The organism is Streptomyces sp. NBC_01003 (assembly GCF_045162695.1).
In the GTDB taxonomy this organism is placed as follows: Bacteria; Actinomycetota; Actinomycetes; order Streptomycetales; family Streptomycetaceae; genus Streptomyces.
Map to the genome: position 1 here is coordinate 8,277,919 of NZ_CP108707.1, position 17,509 is coordinate 8,295,427.

Annotated in this window: 20 protein-coding genes and 1 pseudogene; 6 read left to right on the top strand and 15 right to left on the bottom strand. The window is 70.4% G+C overall.

The features are described 5' to 3' along the window. The 15 genes from OG698_RS37705 to OG698_RS37775 form a co-directional block, all read right to left on the bottom strand. The gene (locus tag OG698_RS37705; RefSeq protein ID WP_406108383.1) at positions 1-498 is read right to left on the bottom strand and encodes a hypothetical protein; all 498 of its coding nucleotides are present in this window, start codon (positions 496-498) and stop codon (positions 1-3) included. Next, complete coding sequence (locus OG698_RS37710; RefSeq protein ID WP_406111512.1) at positions 491-1,234, bottom strand: glycosyltransferase family 2 protein; 744 nt, start codon at positions 1,232-1,234, stop codon at positions 491-493. Before OG698_RS37710 ends, OG698_RS37705 begins: the two co-directional genes overlap by 8 nt. Before the next feature lie 47 nt (positions 1,235-1,281). Next, a complete protein-coding gene (locus tag OG698_RS37715; RefSeq protein WP_406108385.1) occupies positions 1,282-1,797 on the bottom strand; it encodes a hypothetical protein in 516 nt (171 codons plus the stop codon). 152 nt (positions 1,798-1,949) lie between these two features. After that, positions 1,950-2,744, bottom strand: coding sequence for a hypothetical protein (locus OG698_RS37720; RefSeq protein WP_406108386.1), 795 nt, complete (start codon positions 2,742-2,744; stop codon positions 1,950-1,952). Between the two features lie 294 nt (positions 2,745-3,038). Continuing rightward, positions 3,039-3,812: a hypothetical protein gene (locus OG698_RS37725; RefSeq protein ID WP_406108388.1), complete on the bottom strand. Its 774-nt coding sequence runs from the start codon at positions 3,810-3,812 to the stop codon at positions 3,039-3,041. Positions 3,813-3,842: 30 nt separating this feature from the next. Beyond that, the gene (locus OG698_RS37730) at positions 3,843-4,772 is read right to left on the bottom strand and encodes a hypothetical protein (protein ID WP_329159917.1); all 930 of its coding nucleotides are present in this window, start codon (positions 4,770-4,772) and stop codon (positions 3,843-3,845) included. Continuing rightward, entirely contained in the window at positions 4,762-4,926 is a 165-nt protein-coding gene (locus tag OG698_RS37735) for a hypothetical protein (protein ID WP_406108390.1), read from the bottom strand. Before OG698_RS37735 ends, OG698_RS37730 begins: the two co-directional genes overlap by 11 nt. A 115-nt stretch (positions 4,927-5,041) precedes the next feature. Continuing rightward, complete coding sequence (locus OG698_RS37740; RefSeq protein ID WP_356700423.1) at positions 5,042-5,611, bottom strand: hypothetical protein; 570 nt, start codon at positions 5,609-5,611, stop codon at positions 5,042-5,044. 15 nt (positions 5,612-5,626) lie between these two features. Next, the gene (locus OG698_RS37745; RefSeq protein ID WP_406108392.1) at positions 5,627-7,141 is read right to left on the bottom strand and encodes a VirB4 family type IV secretion system protein; all 1,515 of its coding nucleotides are present in this window, start codon (positions 7,139-7,141) and stop codon (positions 5,627-5,629) included. Positions 7,142-7,169: 28 nt separating this feature from the next. Beyond that, positions 7,170-7,631, bottom strand: a complete 462-nt coding sequence (locus OG698_RS37750; protein WP_329159910.1) for a DUF6238 family protein — start codon at positions 7,629-7,631, stop codon at positions 7,170-7,172. A 94-nt stretch (positions 7,632-7,725) separates the two neighbouring features. Next, the gene (locus OG698_RS37755; RefSeq protein ID WP_406108394.1) at positions 7,726-9,198 is read right to left on the bottom strand and encodes an SCO6880 family protein; all 1,473 of its coding nucleotides are present in this window, start codon (positions 9,196-9,198) and stop codon (positions 7,726-7,728) included. Between the two features lie 81 nt (positions 9,199-9,279). Continuing rightward, positions 9,280-10,656, bottom strand: coding sequence for an ATP-binding protein (locus OG698_RS37760; protein ID WP_406108395.1), 1,377 nt, complete (start codon positions 10,654-10,656; stop codon positions 9,280-9,282). A 36-nt stretch (positions 10,657-10,692) separates the two neighbouring features. Next, positions 10,693-11,385, bottom strand: coding sequence for a hypothetical protein (locus OG698_RS37765; RefSeq protein ID WP_327370609.1), 693 nt, complete (start codon positions 11,383-11,385; stop codon positions 10,693-10,695). Then, a complete protein-coding gene (locus OG698_RS37770; RefSeq protein ID WP_011031268.1) occupies positions 11,385-11,699 on the bottom strand; it encodes a DUF6112 family protein in 315 nt (104 codons plus the stop codon). The genes OG698_RS37765 and OG698_RS37770 overlap by 1 nt, the downstream gene beginning before the upstream one ends. A gap of 138 nt (positions 11,700-11,837) precedes the next feature. Continuing rightward, a complete protein-coding gene (locus OG698_RS37775; protein WP_406108396.1) occupies positions 11,838-12,971 on the bottom strand; it encodes a C40 family peptidase in 1,134 nt (377 codons plus the stop codon). Between the two features lie 513 nt (positions 12,972-13,484). On the opposite strand from OG698_RS37775, the gene OG698_RS37780 reads away from it, so the two are divergent. From OG698_RS37780 to OG698_RS37805, 6 genes and pseudogenes are all read left to right on the top strand, one after another. Further along, positions 13,485-14,240: a DNA-methyltransferase gene (locus tag OG698_RS37780; protein ID WP_406108397.1), complete on the top strand. Its 756-nt coding sequence runs from the start codon at positions 13,485-13,487 to the stop codon at positions 14,238-14,240. Positions 14,241-14,478: 238 nt separating this feature from the next. Continuing rightward, complete coding sequence (locus tag OG698_RS37785; RefSeq protein WP_329166441.1) at positions 14,479-15,030, top strand: DUF4913 domain-containing protein; 552 nt, start codon at positions 14,479-14,481, stop codon at positions 15,028-15,030. Then, positions 15,027-15,512 (top strand): hypothetical protein, encoded by a 486-nt coding sequence (locus OG698_RS37790; RefSeq protein WP_406108399.1) that lies wholly within the window; start codon positions 15,027-15,029, stop codon positions 15,510-15,512. The genes OG698_RS37785 and OG698_RS37790 overlap by 4 nt, the downstream gene beginning before the upstream one ends. Positions 15,513-15,530: 18 nt before the next feature. Further along, positions 15,531-16,229, top strand: a complete 699-nt coding sequence (locus tag OG698_RS37795) for a hypothetical protein (protein WP_406108400.1) — start codon at positions 15,531-15,533, stop codon at positions 16,227-16,229. A 17-nt stretch (positions 16,230-16,246) separates the two neighbouring features. Then, positions 16,247-16,976: pseudogene (locus OG698_RS37800) on the top strand (hypothetical protein). A 181-nt stretch (positions 16,977-17,157) separates the two neighbouring features. Next, positions 17,158-17,472 (top strand): SH3 domain-containing protein, encoded by a 315-nt coding sequence (locus tag OG698_RS37805; RefSeq protein WP_356700794.1) that lies wholly within the window; start codon positions 17,158-17,160, stop codon positions 17,470-17,472. Positions 17,473-17,509: the final 37 nt, after the last annotated feature.

Consider the following 17,509-nt stretch of genomic DNA (forward strand, 5'->3'; position numbering starts at 1 on the left):
TTAGTGGCTGCGGTGCATGGGACGGGTTGCGGTAAGGGGGCGTGCCGGCGCGGAGACGGGGAGGGCGGGGCGGCGGTGGGGTGCGCTCACGCGGGCCTGGCGAAGGAAGATCTCGCCGTCGGTGAGCCAGGTCTCGATGGCCGGCCACGCGCGGGCGTTGCGTTCCTGCGACGGCATAGGACCGCCGTGGGGGTGGGAATAGATCTCGACCGACGTGTTCCACTGGCCGGGCAGTTGGCGCGCGAGGTCGCGGGCGGCGTCGCCGATGAAGCGCCGGCTGCTTGTGTGCACGCTGGTGCGGTGCCGTTTCGCGCACTTGACCAGGTCGACCACGGTGGTCTGGTTGCCGTCCGCGGGCAGGTGGTAGACGCCGTCGTCGTCCCGCCTAAAGCCGCTCTCCGCGAGGGCGGTGTGCGCCCACGGGTATTGCTCGCCCGAGGCGATGGCGACGATGCCCGAATCCCGGCTGTGCGACAGGATGATCTGCGCCTCAGCCATGGACCAGGTCCCCGCCGCTGCGCAGGACGGAGCGCAGGCTGCGGCCGTACTGCCAGGCATGCTCCCGGGCCGCAGCCTCCAGCTGGTCGTACCCGACCTGGGCTGTCATCTGCCCGCCCCATTTGCGATATCTGTACACGGGGACCGGAAGCAGGATTCCGGGCGCGAGAGTGGTCACGCCGAGGGCCGCGCAGTAGTCCTCGCCCTGGACGAGGCCGCCCATCGGTGCGGCGCGTACGAGGTCGGTGCGGGCGAGGATCGTGGTCGGCCCGATGGGGATGGTGTCCGCCGGGGACTTCCAGTAGGTCCACACGTCGCCGGCCTCGTGGCGGCCGGGCGGGGTGGGGCAGCGCCACAAGGTGGTCGAGCCGTCGGGGTACTGGTCCTCGCTCCAGCCCGCACACCAGCCGACCCCGGTCGATTCCAGGGTGTTCAGCCGTACGGACATGGCGTCGTCGGTGAACTCGTCATCGTCGTCCGCCCAGTTCGTATACCGGGTTCGAACGTGGGCGAGGGCCAGATTCCTGGCGCAGGCGGCGCCGACCGGGCGGGGCAGAGCAAGGGTGCGGACGCGGGGGTCCTGCGCAAGCGGGGCAGGCAGACGATCAGGTGAAGCACCGTCGAGCGCGATTATGGCCTCCCAACCCACGGACTGCCGGGTGAGGCTGGCGTGCATGGCGGTCAGGTAGTCGAGCCGGTCTTCGCGCAGGCGGCTGGCGATGACGACGGTGATCAGGGGCGTGGTGTGCGGGGGCAGGGAAGGCTCCGGGAAGACGAGGGGAACTAGCGGCGCGTGGCGGGGCGCGGGGCGCCGGCCCTCGCCGGGGATGCGGCGGGAGCGCTCGGGGGCGGCGTGCTGCGCGATGCCCGGATGGCCGGCGCGAGGTCGAGGGAGGACCACGCTGCCGGGTGGTCGTTGAAGGCGGTGCGCGGGTCGATGGCCCAGTCGACAAGCGGGCCGATGTCCTCGTGCAGGAGGCTGATCACCTCGATGCCCTGCTGGTGCAGGACGTAGCCCCACTGGATGTCCTGCGCGTCGGCGGTCTCGTCGGTGACTGTCATACGTACCGGCGGGGAGCCGTCCGGGGTGATCAAGTGGTCGAGCGTGCGGCTGGGCCAGTGCTCGCCGCCGGTCAGCTCGGCCACGAGCGTGGGCGGTGCGCCGTCGAGGAGGTCGGTGCCCAGCTCGTCCCAGCCGACGGCGACGTCGTCGATGAGGTGACGGGACATGGCTTCCACGTCGCGCCCGAACTTGTGCTGGTAGGCGGCCAGGAGCAGGGGCAGGTGGTGGCTGGGCACGCCGTCGAGCTGGACGTGGATGCCGCTGTACCCCGTGCCGATGGGGCGGGCGATGAAGGAACGTGTGGACAGGGACTTCTCCGCATCGGGTAAGGGGCTGGGGACGTTCGACGGCCATCAAGGTGGTGTGTGCCGCGTGGGAGGGGACGCGTCTAAGCGCGGTCCGACCATGAGGCGACCGGAGGGCCGTAGGCGTCGGTGCGGGCGCAGGTGTAGCCGATCAGTCGGGACGGCTCGGCCTTCGCGGGGACGGTGGCGGCGTCGTTGCATACGAACGTGTACGTGATGGAGGTGCGGGGCACGTCGTGGAGCCACGCTCGGTCGTCCTTGCCGGGGTTGATCTGCAGGCCGGAGTGCGCGACGGCGTCGGTCTGGGTGTGCGTGTGGGAGAAGAGGATCAACGCGCCGCCGTCGGTGGTCTTGAGGGCGTAGGCGTCCTTGTAGCGGTTGGCGGCGCCGGCGAAGACGGTGGTGCCCTGGTTTCCGTAGCGGGTGCCGGTCTTGTCGTGGACCTCGATCTGCTGCTTGCTCGCCTTGGTCGGCGCGAAGACTTTCGTCCCGCTGTTCGCGGCTCCGGTGGCGAAGTTGTCGAGCACGCCTGTGCGCAGCAGGTCGGCGCCGGCTGCCAGCTGCTTGTTGCCGTCGGCGGCGACGGCCGTCGCGTACCCGTCCCGGTCGAGGGCGATGTCGGGCAGCTTCTGGCCGTCGAGGTCGACGACGGACACCAGCTCCCAGCGCTTGTGCTGGGGCTGTTCGGCGAACACGCCCAGACGCGAGGGGGCCTTGCCCTTCTGGTCCGAGAGCGCGGCGGCGAACCAGCGGTCCTGCCCGGCGACCAGGCGCGGGATGTACAGCTTGGCGTTCGCGGAGTCGTAGGACCACGGCTTGTACGGCTTGCGGTCCGCTGCGGGAATTCCTTCGGTCTCGGTGTAGTCCGAGACGGACATCGCGTACAGCGGGCCGTCCTCGACCGTGTCGAGCAGGCGCCGGTTACGGTCGGCGTTGGCCTCGTTGTTGATCTTCGAGTAGTGGGTGATGACGTCGCGGGCCTGGGCGGCGCTGAGGGCGGCCGTCGGCTTCGGGGCGGTGCTGGCGCCGGGAGCCGGCTTGGCGTCGGAGGTGCCGTGGTCGGTGGTGCAGCCGGTGAGTGCCAGGGTGAGGCAGGCTGCGCTGGCGAACAGCGGCAGGGTGCGTCGGGCGATGCGGATGGAGGCTCCAAGGATCTGCAGGCGGGGAGTGGGTCAGCGCGTACGGCCGGCCGAGGGTGTGGCCTTCGGTGACGCTGGCGGAAGGGCGGCGCTGGTGGTGGGCGCCGAGTGGCGCAGGTTCACGCCGATGCCCTTGGCTGTGAGCTGTTGAACCACGCTGTGGACGCGCCGGGCGCGACCGCTGTCCCCGTAGGCGGTGGGCAGGAGGAACGCTGCTTGGTGCGGGTGGTACTGGAATCCGTGGGCGTACAGCGTCATGCGGGCATCGACCGGCACGCTCTCGTACGGCGCGCCGAGGGCTCCGTCGCTGTACAGGGTCAGGGTGAGGACCTGGTCGACCTGTGCCGGGCCGGGCCGGTGCGGGGGGTCGGGCTGGGCCGCCGCGTTGTCGAGCACCGCTTGCAGGGCCTGTTCGTAGCGGGGCAGCACCCGTCGGGTGACTTGTGCCGCCGCCCGCGCGGGGTCCTTGGGAACGGCGATGCCGTTGGGTTCCTCGACTGCGGCGAAGTGGTGGGGCTTGATGTGCGGGCCGTCGGGGGCGAGCGGGGCGACGACGAACTGGTGCGGGTAGCGGGGCCGGTCGGTGACGTACAGCCGCTGGTCGGCGGGCCCGTGGAGCACGGCGTCGTGGGTGAGGACGTACTGGCTGACGATGTAGTCGACGTGGCCGGTGTCCCAGAGTTCGTCGGTGCGGGGGAACTGGTCCGCGTACTGCGCGTGGCGCTGGTACTTGCTGGTCCAGGTGCCGGGCAGACGGGCGGCCAGACCGGCAGCGAAGGCGGACAGGTCGGTGCGGTGTGAGGTCATGTGTTCCTGGAAGGAGACGGTGGTCCGGCGTCAGCGCGTGTGCCGCGGCTGTGCCGCCGGGAGGGCTCGCGGGGGAAGGGACGGCGGACGCCCCGGGGTGGACGTGAGCCGCGGGGCCGGCATGAGCGGGGTCAGTGCCCGCATCCGGTCCTCGGCCACGTGCAGCACCTCGCCGAGGTTGCGGATCTCGGCGGCGGCGTCGGCGAGGTCGTAGGACAAGTCGAAGCCGTCGTCCTCCTCGGCTTCCTTGGCCTTCTCCCCGGCCGCTTCGAAGAACTCCCCGAGCTGTGCCAGCAGGCCGTCGCTGGGCTCCAGGATCTGGTGCAGGAAGGCAGCGGCCTCCGCATGCGACTCGGCTCCGTTGAGCCGGTCAGTCAGAGCGCGGAGCGCGTCGCCGTAGACGTAGACGGAGGCGCGGCCGGCGGGGTCGGGGACGTCCGGGACTTCGGGCGCGTGGAGCGTCGGCGTAGCTGGGAGCGCGCTCCGGCCTCCGGCCGATGCAACGGGATTCGGCAGCAGCCCGAGCTGGGCAAGGCGATGGTCGATCGTCTCGATCAGGGGCTGGACGCTGCCGCCGTGGCGAGCCTCGGGCCGTTGGGGGGCGCCAGGGTCGGCGGATGAAGCCGAGTCGTAGACGACCTCGAACAGCGCCTGGTCGTCCGGGTGTTCACGGGTCGCTATCCAGCCCTCCGGGCTTCCTGGCGGGCGGTCGGAGGGGGGCTCCTGCGGCGGACTGATGATCAAGTAGCTGTCGTCGGGGAGCGATACGCGCACGATGTACGCGCTGAGGCCGAACTCGATGTCGCACTCCAGCCCACGCTGCCGCAGTGGCGTGGTGATGTGCGCGTGGCGGCGCCAGAGCTCCTGCCACCACGGGGTGGCCGCATTGCGATGGTCGGGAAGCGGCGCGAGCGGGCCCGTGCGGTCGCTGGCAAGGGTGTTTTCGTCGTCAGCGCCCACGGCTCCTCCTGCGGGAGGCGGGCGTGCGGTGCGGCGGTGGTGTCCGGTGGGCGGGGCTGGGCTCCGGGGCCGGGCTGAAGTCGAATTCGTACTCGTCGTAGGAGGCGATCAGGTCGTGTTCCATCTGGGCTTCGCGTTCGGCGACCTGCGCCATGAGGTCATCGTGCTCGGCCTGGCACTGCTGGTACTCGGCCCAGTCGGCGTTGCTGAAATGAGCGGGGCGGTTCAGGGGACTCCTTGAGGTGGTGATGCCGGTGATTCGAGGCGAGCTAGCGGTGGCGACCGCTCGGCCGGGGCGGTGGAAGCGCAGGGCTTTCCCGAGGGGTGAGCGTCGAGAGGAAGCGGTGGAAGCCGAGGTGGTCGTCGAGTTCCTTGGCGGCGTCGCGGAGCGATTCCGACGTGCGCCGCAGGAACGCTCGCGCCGAGGCGTGATCGATGACCATGCGGTTCTTGAGGTAGTGCCGGTCGGTCGGGTTGGAGGACCGTGGCAGGGACAGGGCGCCCTCCGCGGTCTCGGTGAAGTGCGGTGCTGCGTGGCTCGACATGGTGGCCGCCGTGGCGAGATGGGCGAGGACGGCACTGCCGGCGCGGGTCGTGCTGTGCGGGCTCCGGGCGAAGTCAGCAGTCAGCCGGAGGACGTCGCGGGAGAGGTCCTGCGCGTCGGCGGCATGCTGGAGCAGCGCGGTGTAGGAGGGGGCGGCCGGGACGTGCCCACTCTCGTCCAGCAGCTCCCACTGCTGGGCGGCATCGAGTAGTTTGTCCTTCGTCGCGTTGAGCGCGCCGATAAGGTGGACAGTGTCGTCGCGCGGTATCAGTTCGCGTTGGATGTCGGGTTTCACGGGCCTCTTGCTTTTTCAGTGCATGCGGGCGTCGGTGTCGAAGAGCGCCAGTTCGTGGCTGTGCAGGAGGTGCTGCACGATGAAAGATCGTCCGGCGACTTTCCACAGGCCACGCCCTCGGTTGAGGTGCGCGATGGCGTCCATCTCCACGGAGGTCAGGCCGAGCAGGGAGGCCGCGGCTTGGAGTTGGTCGGTCTCCTGGCGATAGATGATTCGGGTGCTGCAGTCGGCGAGGAGGCCCTCGGCCAGAGCGCGGCCCTGTGATCCGGCGTCGCCGGCGGTGAGCAAGTCGCTGAGCCGGTGGATCACCATCAGGTTGGCGATGCCGAGACCGCGGGAGAGCTTCCACTGGGCTTGCATGCGCTGCAGTAGGCCGACGTGCCGCATCAACCGCCACGCCTCGTCGTACACGATCCAGCGCCGGCCGCCGGACGGATCGGAGAGGGCGGATTCCATCCAGGCAGAGGCGCAGGTCATCGCCAGGACGAGGGCGGTGTCGTCGCCGGAGCCGCCGAGCCGGGAGAGGTCGATGGTGAGCATCGGCGCGGTCGGGTCGAAGGCGACGGTGGAGGGGGCGTCGAACATGCCGGCCAGGTCACCGTGGACGAGGCGGCGCATCGCGTGGGCCAGGTCGCGTGCGGCGTCGCCAAGCTGGCCCGACATCATCCCGGCGGCCTCGTCGAGCGCACTCGGGCTGTTGAGGGTGGCGGCGACATCGCCGAGCAGCGGGGTGCGGCCGGTGTCGACGGCGCGGGTGACGACGGCGTCCAGGGCGACGTCCAGGGCGGTGTGCTCCATGGGCATCAGGTCCCGGCCCAGGACTGTCCGGGCCAGGGAGCCGAGCAGGAGCAGGCGCCGTTTGCGGATCTCGCCGACCCAGTCGGCCTCGGAGACGCCCTCCGGGCGCGGGGCCGCGTCCAGGGGGTTCAGCCGTCCGGGCAGTCCGGGGCCGAGAGCGACGGACCGGCCGCCGAGGGCTTCCGCCACCGGCGTCCACTCGCCCTTCGGGTCACACGGCACGTAGACGCGGTATCCGAAGGCCACCGAACGCAGCGCGAAGCTCTTGGCGAGCGCGCTCTTGCCCTGGCCGATCACCCCGGCGAGCAAGAGGTTCGGGTTGGTGAATCCCTCGACCTTGCCGTACAGGGCGAACGGATCGAAGACGAAGGACGCTTCCGCGTGGACGTCGCGCCCGATGTAGATGCCCTCGGCGCCGAGTCCGCCTTCGGCCAGGAAGGGGTATGCGCCGGCGGCGACGGCCGTCGTCATGCGGTGGGCGGGCAGCTTCAGCCGGTTGTTACGCGCGGAGGCGGGTCCGGGGCGTCCGCTCGGTGGGTAGAGCGCGGTGGGCATCTCGTGCTCGGCGGATGTGCTCTCGGGCTGGTGGGCGCTGGCTTCCGCGCGGGCTTTTGCGGTGGCCTCGGCGAGCTGGCGACGGGCGGCCTTGCGGCTGGCGCGGTCGGTGCCGTGGGGGGTGAAGAGCGGGCTGGCGGACGCGCGGCGTGCGCGACGGGCGGGCCGGTGGCTCATCGGTGGCCCTCGTTTCTGCGGGTGGTGCTCATCGCACGCAGGCCGTGGTGTGCGGGCGGAGGTCGGTGGGGGTGGTCTTGCGGCGGATGACGTGTCCGGCGGCGAGGTGGCGCTGACAGATCGTGAGCACGGGCGGTCCCTCGGGCAGCCGCTCTGGATGGCATGCGCTCGACTCGGCTTCTGCTGCTGTGTTGTTGGGTAGCAGGTGGAAGGCGGAGTGGACCTCGCTGGTGGCCTGCCAGAGGCGGGTGTGCGCGGTGGCGAGGTGGCGGCCGGCGGCGGGGTGCGGAGGCCGAGTGCTTTCGGCGAGCCGGTCCAAGAGCTGGTGCAGGGCGGTGAGGTGGGCGTGCAGCACGTCAAGGTGCAGCCGGTCCGCCGGCCGGGGCGGGTTCGCGGCCGACGGCGATAGGGCCCGGGTGTGGTGGCGGACCCCGGCGCTCGCGGCGCGGAGGTAGGGGTGCCCGTCGTCCGGACGCGTGGGAGAGGTCAAAGGTGGTGGTCCTTCCTGCCGGGAGGCAGGGGTGGTGACGGATGGTCGAAGAGCAGCGGGCGCCACAGTGCTGACCGGCGGGGACGGGCCCGGCTCACAGGGCGGTCCGGGCGAGCGGGAGCGCGGTGAGGGCGAAGGCGTCTGGCTGCTGGTAGTTGAGCCGTCGGAGATCGACGCCGGAAGTGACGGCGTGGGTCTCGATCTGTGCGCAGGCGGCGTCCAGGAGGGCGTCGGTCTCGGCGGTGACGGTGACCAGGCCGGTGAGGGCCACGTCCGCGTGCCCGGCGATGAGCTGGCGCTCACGCTGCTTGACGTCGGCGTACTCGACGGAGTCTTCCTCGCTGTCGACCTGCCCCCGGCGGGCCCGTTCGTTGGCGTCGGCGATGATCGCCGCTTTCTTCCTCTGGACGTCCCGCAGCGCGGACTCGAGCCCCTGCGGCACGTATATAAGGGAGAGGCTGCGCCGCACTCCGGCCGTGAACATGATCCCGTGCAGGAACCCGGCTCCCATTTCGGTGCGCGGCCAGTTCTCCACCCAGTACGTCGCATGCCGTGCGCTGTCGGTGGCGAGGCGGTCGTACTCCTCGAACTGGACGACGGGCCCGGCGGCTGCGGGCTCGGCCTCGGCGCGGCCGGTCTCGGACCACTGCTGGAGGGCCGCGAGGGCCTTGGGGTCGTAGGCGGTGCGGATGACAGCGGCGATCTCCCGCGAGGTCAGCCACCCGGTGACCTGGAGTCCGGCGTTGCGGGCGGCCTGGGCGATGGAGGCGGTGGTCTGCTCCATGACGGTGAACGCCCCGGGCAAGCCTCCGCCGGCCTGGCTGATCAGGCGCCGGGCGGCTTTGAGGTCGAGGGAGATGGCGAGGTAGGTCTCGTGCGGGGCTGCGGCGGGGCCGGCCGAGGAGACCAGTTCGGAGTAGATCTGTCCGGCGACGGGGGTCTGGGGCTGCCCGTTCTGGGTCCAGTGGCGGGTGAGGGTGTCGCCGCTGTCGGGGACGGTGCGCTCCAGCACCTGCACGGTGGCGATATGACCGGTACGGGCGATGCCTGCGAGAGCGCGTCCCCAACTGCTCACGTTGTGGTTCTGGGTGGCGGGGTCGAGGAGGGCGAAGGCGCGGCTGCTGACGCGGGCGATGGCGGTCAGGGTCTGCTGGTGCGGGTCGTGGACGGCCGCAGCCTGGTTGGCGGAGTCGCCGGGGGTGACCACCTTGAGGGAGGCGGTGGTGCCGGGCAGGTGGAGGACGCCGTCCTGCCGGGGCCGGGTGACGGGCCGGGCGAGCCAGAGGGTCTGGCCTGTACGGCGGCGGTGTGCGTAGCGGGTGACGATCGGTGCCCAGTCGATGAGGGAGCGGCCGTGTCGGCGGATCGCGACGAGGGCACCGGAAGCTGCCCACAGCGGCGCCAGGGCGACGGCGCCGAGCAGTCCGGTGGAGACCACCGTCATCAGAAGCACCGCCAACGTGCAGGAAACGAGGATGAGTTGGGGTAGGGAGAGGCCGAGGAGGATGCCGCGGCGGGACCGGTGCGGGAACTTCACCGTGACCGGGGCGACGGAGAGATCAGTCAAGGGGCGGGTCCTGGAGGCGCGGGTGGAACCCGGGGGCGGGAGATGGCGTGCACGTCCCGCCCCCGGTAGGCGGGCAGGGGATCAGAGGCTGGTCGGAGGCGGCGGCGGTGAGGCCGACCCGCTTGACGTGGCGTTCTGTGAGCCGGAGGACGGGGGTGCGCCCTGCGGCGGCGGAGTCGTGGTCGGCGGAGCGGACTGCCATCCGCCGCCCTGGCCGGATGCGGCATTCGCGCCGGATCCTCCCGGCCCCGGGCTGCCGCCCACCTGGCTGCTGGTGTCGTCGGACACGCTCGTCGGCGCGGGCTGGACGGCCTTCTCCAGACCGGACTTGACGGCATCGCCACCGGGCGAGACGCCCGTTCCGCCGCTTTGCGAACCTTCGTTGCCCTCTCCGCCGCCGCCGGTCGGGTTGGCGGCGACGTCGCCGGGGAAGCCGCCCCCGCTGGCGTCGGGGCCCTGCGGTGCGGCGCCTGCTCCGGCGGCAGCGCCACCGGTTCCGGCGGTGGCGGCAGCTGCGGCGGCCTTGCGGGCGGCCTTCTCGGCATGCGCCTTGGCGATCTGCGCTCCGGCGCCGCCGGCGCGGTGGATGGACTCGCCATCGGTGCCGTCGGCTGCCCAGTGGACGAACTTGAAGACGGCGTACGGGCAGAGCAATACCAAGACCATGATCACGATGCCGGACATGACGTCGGCCAGAGCGGCGATGCCGTCCTTGGCCTCGGTTTTGCCCATGGCGGCGATACCGAGCACGAAGATCACGGTCATCAGTAGCTTGGAGACCACGAGGGTGGCGGTGGCTTCGATCCAGCCCTTGCGCCAGCGCCGGGCGACCTCCCAGCCGCCGCCGGCGGATGCGAAGACGGCCAGCGTGACCATGACGAGGATGCCGACCTTGCGGACCATCATCACGCACCAGTAGAGGAAGGCGCCGATGGCTGCGCCGAGGCCGGCGACGACTGGCACGAGCCAGCCCAAGCCGGACAGGCCGCCGATCTGGTTGACCTTCACGATGCGGCGCACGGCCGACTCGATGTTCAGGTGTGCGGTCTTGAACAGGCCGTCGCTGACGGCGTCGACCACTTCGACGGCGACCGTGGTGAAGGCGATGGCACAGAAGGCGAACAGGACGCCGCTCATGGTGCCGGTGAACGCCTGTGTCAGCGCTTGTCCGTCGCGCCGGATGGCTGCCCGGACCAACTGGGCGCAGAACGTCGCGACCAGCAGGACCAGGCCCAGTGGCAGCAACATCTCGTAGTTGTCGACGAACCATCCGGCGTTCAGGTCCACCTTCGTGGTGGTGTTGACGGCCTCGGCGGCCAAATCGGCTGCGGCAGCCGCCAGTTCACCGGCGGACTTCGCCATCCAGTCACCGATGGCCTTGCCGGGGTCCGAGGCGAAATCCACCGCGTCGCCGACGGCGCACAGCTTGTCTGCCAAGGGGAAATCACAGAAACCCACGAGGAGTTACTCCTCCTCTCTTGTCTCAGGCGCGGGTCACTGCGTGACGCTCGGTGCGATGGCGGCCAGGGTGCAGTCGTGGTTCGGGCGGCACTGCACGGCGAGGGTTACGGCCCGTTCCTCGGCTCCGCCGCCGCCCTTCTTCCAGCTGAGCGTCTGCTTGCCGTTGACGGTGACGACGTAGATGTACGCCTCGGTGATCGCGGACGGGTCGTCGGCCAGGGCCGCCTTGAACGCGGAGGGGTAGTGGCCCTCGGTGACGCTGGCGGTGGCGTGCTGGTCCTGGTCGGCCATCCGTGACCACAGCACCGGATCGGGGACCTGGCCGGAGACCGAGGCCCAGTCGGCGTACTTGGTCTCGGTGGTCATCCAGGCACGCATGCCGGCCAGTTGCTGGTCGCGGTTGGTGTCGCGGGTGTCGTAGGACCACAGCATCTGGGCCGCCGCCTTGGCGTAGGCGACCGGTTCGGCGATCTGCGGAGGCTTGGACACCGAACCGGATCCGGAGGCAGGCTTCGGGGCGGCCTCGGAGGAGGACGGGCTGCCAGTCGGGGCGGGCGCGGCGGTGTCCGGGGCCTGGTGGCCGTTGCCGCCGCCGGTCAGCAGGGCGACGATCCCGGCGATGGCGAGCAGGACGGCGACGGCGGAGGCGACGATCGCGATGCGCCGGTTGGCCGACCAGCCCGTTCCGTACGAGGACAGCGAAAAGGAGGGGAATCGGTTCCGCATCAATGGACCTGAGACCCCAGGCCGGAGAAGAACGCGACGATGCCGTTCGCGGCACCCAGACCGAGGGCGGCGCCAGCGGCTACGACCGCGCCCTTCTTTCCGTTGGCCTCGGCCTGGTGGCCACCGGTGTGGTGGCCCCAGGCCCATACGCCGAGCGAGACGGCGAGGGCGCCGACGACGGCGATGATCCCGAACATGTTGATGCTGTTGACGACGTTCTTCAGCACGCTCAGGCCGGGCAGGCCACCGCCCTTGGGCGAGATTCCTGGGTCGTAGGCGAGCTGGATGACGCGGTCTGCGAGAGGGACAGACATAGGTGTGGCGGGGCTCCTTGCATACGCGGGCCAGGCGAGGGCCGGCGGGAAAGGGGAAGCGGAGGGGGAGGTGCACTCGGGGCGCGGAAGTGGCCGCGGCGGCGGCCCGCCTGGAGCGGTGCCGGGCGGGAGGCGGCGTCAGAGGACGCGGCGGGCGGCGAGAATCGTCCAGTCCTTGATCGGGGTGATCCGGACCGGTTTTGATGTGCGCGGCGCCTCGATCACGAGGCCCTCGCCCATGTACATGCCGACGTGCTCAGGCCGTGCGGCGCTGCCGCGGCTGAAGATCAGGTCACCGGGCTGCAGCTGGGCGGGCGATACCGCCTTACCCTCGTTGACCTGCGTGTACGTGGTGCGGGTGAGCGTGACGCCGACATGCGCGTACGCCTGCTGCATCAGCGAGCTGCAGTCGCAGCGACCCATGGGGTCGGGGCCGTGCGAGTTCGTGCAGGAGCCGCCCCACTGGTAGAGCGTGCCGAGCTGGTGCATCGCCCACTCGATGGCCTTGCGCGCCTTCGGATCGGCGTCCTTGGGGATCGCGTAGCCCTTCGGGACGCTTCCCTCAGGGATGCGGCCGAAGCCGGAGCCGTCCTGGCCCGGCGCGCAGCCGGTCGTACTGGTCGACGGCTTCTTGCCCTGGTCCGCGTCCTTGCCGTCCGCGTCGTTGCCGCCGCCCGGGAAGGTCTTGGCGATGGCGTCCTGCAGTGCGGTGGCCAGGTTCTCCCACTGCGCGTACGCGTCCGGCAGGCCGGACTTCTGCACGGCTTGGGCGGCCTGGGTGACGGTCATCTGCTGCCAGCCGCTCACCTTGAGCAAGTGCTTGTAGAACTGCTCGGAGGCGTAGACCGGGTCGCGGATCTGCTGGGCGCTGCCCCAGCCCTGCGAGGGACGCTGCTGGAACAGGCCGAGGGAATCCCTGTCGCCGTAGTTGAGGTTGCGCAGTCGGCTCTCCTGCATCGCCGTGGCGAGCGCGACGATCTGTCCCTTCTTGGGGACGTCGAGCGAGAGGCCGGCGGCCACGATCGTCTGGGCGTTGGGGACCTGCTCGGCGGGCAGATCAAGGCCCTTGATGTGGACGTTCTTGCCGGACGCCCCGTCGAGGATCTTGGTGACCTGCTCGGCGACCTTGTCCGTGTCGATGTCGGTCAGGCAGCTGCTGAAGGAGCCGCTGCTCTGCACGGCGTCGGCGGAGGAGGCCATCATCATGCCGGTGCCGGCGATCAGGATCGGAGAAAGGAAGACGACGCCGATGCCGGCGGCGAGCGCCTTCAACCGGAGCGGATCGCTCGCCGGTCAGCGGTTTCGGGCATGGGTGGGTAGCGAGATGTCATGAGAGTGTCCTTCGGGGTGCGGTGTCCGGCGTGCCGCGTGCGCGAGGCGTGATGGAAGGGCGCGGCGGCCGGGGTGGGCGATCGGGACGGGCCGGCGCGGGCGAGTTGCCGCTCGCTCCGCGTGGCCGGGCCGTGAGCTAGGTGTGCCGGGGCAAGGGGGTACCTCCGTGAGATGTGGCGGAAAGGTAGCCAGCGGCGGTGTGCGCCGGGCGGTTCAAAAACAGTAGGCGCGGATCGGCGGTTGACCAAAAAATGGGCGTGAGGTACCGGAATCCGGCACCTCAGCAACGCACTTCTTGGTCGTCGGCGGATTCGCCTCTACAGTTTTTGGACTCCCCTCGCCCTCCTCGGTCTGCGGCCCTGGGCTTCTGCATGCCCACTTCCGGCCCGCGAGGACTCCTGTGCGAGACGGGTAGTTCCCTCCGCGACTCCGCACCCGATTAGGGGTTCCTCTTTGCCTTTCTCCCTGCACCAGGGCGACGCCCTCAGTGTTCTCGCCGGCCTTCCGGACGGCTGCGTCGACTCTGTCATTACCGATCCGCCGTACAACTCCGGCGGTCGGACCGCGAAGGAGCGCACCACCCGCTCCGCGAAGCAGAAGTACACCTCTGCCGATTCCAAGAACGACCTCGCCGACTTCACCGGCGAGAACATGGACCAGAGGTCCTACTCGTTCTGGCTGACGCAGATCATGACCGAAGCCCACCGCCTCACGAAGACCGGCGGGACCGCGCTGCTGTTCACTGACTGGCGCCAACTGCCCACCACGACGGACGCGATCCAGGCGGCCGGATGGCTGTGGCGCGGCGTGCTGGCATGGCACAAGCCGCAGGCCAGGCCGCAGAAGGGTCGGTTCACCCAGAACTGTGAATTCATTGTCTGGGCCAGCAAGGGGGCGATCGACGGCTCCCGGAACCCGGTCTATCTGCCCGGCTTGTACTCGGCCTCGCAGCCCTCGGGGGCGAAGCGTCAGCACATCACGCAGAAGCCCGTCGAGGTGATGCGCGAGCTGGTCAAGATCAGCCCCGAGGGCGGCACGGTGCTCGACTTCTGTGCCGGCTCCGGCTCCACGGGGGTGGCAGCTCTGCTGGAAGGCAGGGACTTCATCGGCGTGGAGAAGACCGCGCACTACGCGTCGATCGCGGCCGACCGGCTCACCGAAACGATCCGCGCGACCCTCACGCAAGACGACGTGATTCTCACCGTCTGAGCCGCGAGCGCGCTTCCCGTCAAGGCGACCGGCGCCCTAGTCGGCAATCCGACGAAGCGGAGTTGTAACTCGCTGGCGCTCCGCGCATCGCCGCTTTCGCCCTCTCTCATTCGCGTCTCGTAGGAGGCCCAACTTTTTCATGCCCGAATCCATAAAACCGTCTGACGATGGGGAGTTGGAGCCGGTACGCATTCCCGATCCGCAGCTGGAGGGAATCGAGGCGAGCGTTCGACGGCTCATGGAGCAGTCGGCGCAACAGGCGCAGCAACTCGACCACCTCGCGTCCGCCCCGGAGCCGAACGGATCGCCGTTCGCCGCGTTCGGCATGCCGGGGCTCGGCGGGCCGCCTGCCGCCGCTCCGCCGGAGCCCCGCCCGATCCTGGAACTCGACGGGGAGGAAAGGGAGGACGAACTCGACGCCTTGTCGGACTGGGTCGATGACTTCTTCCTCCCGGTGTACGGGTCGGAAGTCACCACCGCGGCGCCTTGGTGCCTGCAGTGGCAGGAGCACGACGATGTCGTGGCCTGGCTCCACGCCCTGTGGCTCGCCTACCAGCAGCACAAGGACCCCGAAGCCGGACTCTCCGGCCTGTTCGTGTGGCACCGGGACTTCCTCACCCACGCCGTTGCGGCGATCCGCGCACCGGGCGGGCCACTGTCGGCCTGCATGACCTCTCCCGACCGGCCCGCGCACCGCCTTCTGCCCGGCCCGCCGCCGTCCGTGCGCACGGAGACGGCAGCCACGGCGGAAGCCGCCGGGCCCGCGGACCCGGACGAGCCGACGTCATGACCGCGCGACGGGGACAGCCCGCCTTCGGCCTGAGCTTCGACCCCCGCGCGCTGACCGACCTCCTCCAGGCCCCGAGCGATATCCGCGACCTCACCCTCGCCTACCTGCAGGAAGTCGTGAACGCGCAGCGCTTCGGGCTACGCCTCGACGGTGACCTGGAGGGCTACCGCAAGCTGTTCGTGGACTCGCGCAAGGACTGGCGCGTCGTCTACGGCGTCCGAACGGCGCCCGCGGAGTCCGCGCACCAGAAGGAGATCCACGTCGTCGCGGTCCGGCCGCGTGCGGGCAACGACGTCTACGACGAGGTCGGCCGCCGCCTGGGGATGACCCGCCGGCCGCTGAGCGCACGCACCCACGCAGCACGCTCCCGTTCCCCGCAGCTGACCACCCGCACTCCCGCGCCTCGGCCCGGTCCACCGCCCACCGCACTGCCGGGTCTGCCCCGTCCCGCACAGAACCCTGCGCACCATCACACCCGCTGAACGCACGGAGCGTCGCCTATGCCCCATGAACCCGCGCCGACACCAGTCCGGCGTGCGGTCTCCACGCTCGACCACCGCATCGAAGCCGTCACCGGCCACGACATCGACACCCTGTGGGCCTACCGCGACCGCGGCGTCCTAGACGAGCCACATGCCCACCTGGTCGACCGGCACCGCGAGTTGGCCAAGTCCCAGACCGGCGTCGCCTTCTACCTCAGACTCCTCAATCGCCTTTCCAGCGGCGAGTTCGACGTCGATGACGCCCAGTTCACGCGTATCGACCGCACCGTGGACCAGCTGGAGGAGGCCACCGACGCACGGGACGCCGCTGCCCGGAAGGTGATCGCCGCCCTGGAGCCCATCGAGGCCGCCGCGGCGGCCTCCGCTCCCGACGCGAAGCCGCTCTCGACGGACGACCAGGCGGCGCTGCTCGCCATCGCCGGCGGCGCCAAGCTCTACGAACACCTGCTGACCGGCCGGATGTCGGTCACAGCCGCCAACGGCACCCGCATCCCTCACGCCAAGCTGCAGCGACTGGAGCTCGCCGGCCTGGTCCTCCGGGATACCGGCCACCCTGTGCACGCCGGCCAGCCGGTCGCCCTCACCGACACCGGACGCGCCGCACTGTTCGCCGCCCGACGGACGCCCACGCCCCAGGCGCCGAAGCTCCCGGCCCGACCCGGCACATCGCCTTCCACCCCGGCACAGCGGCGCTGAACCCCACCGAAAGGCCCTTGTTGTCTCCCACCGAACCGGCGCCGGCTCGGAAGTCCATCCCCCAAGTCGACTTCGAACTCGACGACTTCGATGCCGACGAGGAGAAGTACCTCGACTTCTACCGCCAGGTCGCCGTCCGCGAGGACATGCTCGTCCCCCTCGCCGAACACCACACCCCCAACGGCGCGCACAGCTACTACGTCCTCTTCGACCGCACCGCCACCTACGGGCACCCAGGCATGCCGCAATACGTCGCCGTGCACCTGAAGCGGGACCGGGAGAAGGAAACGTTCGACTTCGAGCAGGCCCTGCTGCCGCTGCCCGCGATGGCGCAGTCCTGGCTCATCCACCGCGGCTGCCCGCCCGACGCCATCGGCCTCAACCCCGAGCTGGGCCCACCGCCGGCGGACGAGGCGACTCGTGCACTGGAGCGACGCCTCGCGGGCGACGGCGACTACTACGCCATGGGCTACTCCTACACCGCCGACGACCCGGACGACATGGTCACCGTCGTGGCACTGTGCGCCCTGGACGAGCGAGCCCCCACCCCGTTCCGCGTCGTGGTCGAGGAAGTCGACACTGCGCGAGGGCGGCTTCGACACGGTGGGCGAGGCCCTGCAGTGGTGCGACGACCGGCTTATCGGCGAGGCCGGCCCTCTCCCACCGGTCCGCCCGGCAGCCGCAGCCAGCCGCCCGACCGGTGTGCCGAAGGCCCCTGCTCCCCGCCCGCCCGGCCGCTCGCGCTAACCGCCAGAGCCGACTGGCGCGGCGAAACATAGCCGACGATCGCCGGTTAGCCAAACCGGCGATTCTCCGGACTCTTATACAGCCGCCGGGACAACTCCCACGGCGCCATTCCACACAATCCCTATGCCTTCACGGAGGTTTCTTCCGCATGCGCTCCACCCGAATTGCCATATCCGCAGCGATGCTCGGCGCACTCGCGCTGCCGGTGCTGTCCGCCACCACCGCCAGCGCCGCCCCCGCCGCCGTCACCGCAGCCCCCGCGAGCGGCTGCTACGACCTGCCGCCGCTGCCGTACGCGGTGCACGCCAAGGCCGTCACCATCCGGTCCAAGGCCAGCTCGAAGTCCACCGCGCTCGGCGTGCTCTACAAGAGCCACAAGTTCACCGTGCACAAGAAGAGCGGCAACTGGCTCTACATCACGGACAAGACGACCGGAGTCAAGGGCTGGGTGTCCGGCACGTACGTCTACCGCGACGTCCGCATGTGCCTGGACTGACAGGAATTCAGCACACACCCGTAAGCGGCTGAGCTGC

Excerpts from the sequence above, each read along its gene's own strand:
- OG698_RS37705 (WP_406108383.1), bottom strand. The coding sequence starts at position 498 with ATGGCTGAGGCGCAGATCATCCTGTCGCACAGCCGGGATTCGGGCATC.
- OG698_RS37720 (WP_406108386.1), bottom strand. The coding sequence starts at position 2,744 with ATGTCCGTCTCGGACTACACCGAGACCGAAGGAATTCCCGCAGCGGAC.
- OG698_RS37725 (WP_406108388.1), bottom strand. The coding sequence starts at position 3,812 with ATGACCTCACACCGCACCGACCTGTCCGCCTTCGCTGCCGGTCTGGCC.
- OG698_RS37735 (WP_406108390.1), bottom strand. The coding sequence starts at position 4,926 with ATGGCGCAGGTCGCCGAACGCGAAGCCCAGATGGAACACGACCTGATC.
- OG698_RS37745 (WP_406108392.1), bottom strand. The coding sequence starts at position 7,141 with ATGAGCCACCGGCCCGCCCGTCGCGCACGCCGCGCGTCCGCCAGCCCG.
- OG698_RS37765 (WP_327370609.1), bottom strand. The coding sequence starts at position 11,385 with ATGCGGAACCGATTCCCCTCCTTTTCGCTGTCCTCGTACGGAACGGGC.
- OG698_RS37770 (WP_011031268.1), bottom strand. The coding sequence starts at position 11,699 with ATGTCTGTCCCTCTCGCAGACCGCGTCATCCAGCTCGCCTACGACCCA.
- OG698_RS37785 (WP_329166441.1), top strand. The coding sequence starts at position 14,479 with ATGGAGCAGTCGGCGCAACAGGCGCAGCAACTCGACCACCTCGCGTCC.
- OG698_RS37790 (WP_406108399.1), top strand. The coding sequence starts at position 15,027 with ATGACCGCGCGACGGGGACAGCCCGCCTTCGGCCTGAGCTTCGACCCC.
- OG698_RS37795 (WP_406108400.1), top strand. The coding sequence starts at position 15,531 with ATGCCCCATGAACCCGCGCCGACACCAGTCCGGCGTGCGGTCTCCACG.
- OG698_RS37805 (WP_356700794.1), top strand. The coding sequence starts at position 17,158 with ATGCTCGGCGCACTCGCGCTGCCGGTGCTGTCCGCCACCACCGCCAGC.